The 1,064-nt window shown below is 69.7% G+C and carries 1 protein-coding gene; it reads left to right on the top strand.

The features are described 5' to 3' along the window. Positions 1 to 30: 30 nt before the first annotated feature. Entirely contained in the window at positions 31 to 1,062 is a 1,032-nt protein-coding gene (locus H8R17_RS45515) for a LacI family DNA-binding transcriptional regulator (RefSeq protein WP_187828999.1), read from the top strand. The last annotated feature ends 2 nt before the right edge of the window (positions 1,063 to 1,064 follow it).

The raw sequence follows: 1,064 nt of genomic DNA, 5'->3' as shown, positions 1-1,064 counted from the left end.
GGGACCAGTCAGTCGAGGGGACCCCTTTACATGATCACGACCAGGGACATCGCCGAACGTCTCGGAGTCTCCGTGTCGACGGTGGGACGGGCGCTCGCCGACGATCCGCGCATCAGCGAGGAGACCAAGTTCCGCGTCCGGCAGGCCGCTTCCGAGATGGGTTACGTCGGCAACCGTGCGGCGCGGATGATGCGCGGCGCGTCCAGCAACGTGGTCGCGCTGGTGATCCCGGACATCCGCAACAGCTTCTACTCGACGATCGCGCACGAGCTGTCGAAGAACATGCAGGCCGAGGGTTTCCAGCTGATGCTCTCGGAGACCGACGACGACCGGATGGTGGAGCTGCGCCACCTGCGGGAGCTGTCCGCGAACCGTGTGGCGGGCGTCATCATCGTGCCCACCGCGCGCCCGCACAACGAGTCCGTCAAACTCCTGCGCGCCGTGCCGCACTTGCAGTTGCTGCGCCGGCACCCGTCGCTCGGTTCCCAGTGGTTCGGCGTGGACGACCACGAGGCCCTGCGCCAGGCCACCGCCCACCTGGTGGCGCAGGGCCACACCCGCATCGCCTACCTCGGCGGCCCCGAAGAACTGCCCACGGGCGCGGAGCGTCTGCGCGGCTTCCGCAGCGCCCTGCGCGAAGGCGGCCTGCCCGACGATGCCGGGCGCGTGGAACTGGGACCGCCGTCGTCGATGGACCACGGCCGCGAGACGGTGCGCCGGCTCCTGACGGGACCGGATGCGCCCACCGCGCTCGTGCTGGGATCGATCCAACTCACCCTGGGAGTCCTGGAGGAGCTCTCCCAGCAGGGCGTGAAAGTACCCGGGGAACTGTCCGTGGTCGGCTTCGGGGACGAGCCCGGCTTCTCCTGGTGGGGCCCCGGACTCACCACCAACGGCCTGCCCATCCAGGAGATGGCCACCGGCTGTGCACTGTGGCTGCTGCGTCGCCTGAAGACCAGGCCGAGCAACGACGGCCCGTACACGTCGGTCTCCCCCGGATCGCTGGTCCTGCGCGGCAGCACGGCACCCCCTGACGGAAGGGCTCCGTCCAGGTCCACCTGAGT

The organism is Streptomyces sp. TRM68367 (assembly GCF_014495685.1).
In the GTDB taxonomy this organism is placed as follows: Bacteria; Actinomycetota; Actinomycetes; order Streptomycetales; family Streptomycetaceae; genus Streptomyces.
Note: the sequence above shows the minus strand (reverse complement) of the source record. Positions and strands in the feature narration are given on the sequence as shown.

Excerpts from the sequence above, each read along its gene's own strand:
- H8R17_RS45515 (WP_187828999.1), top strand. The coding sequence starts at position 31 with ATGATCACGACCAGGGACATCGCCGAACGTCTCGGAGTCTCCGTGTCG.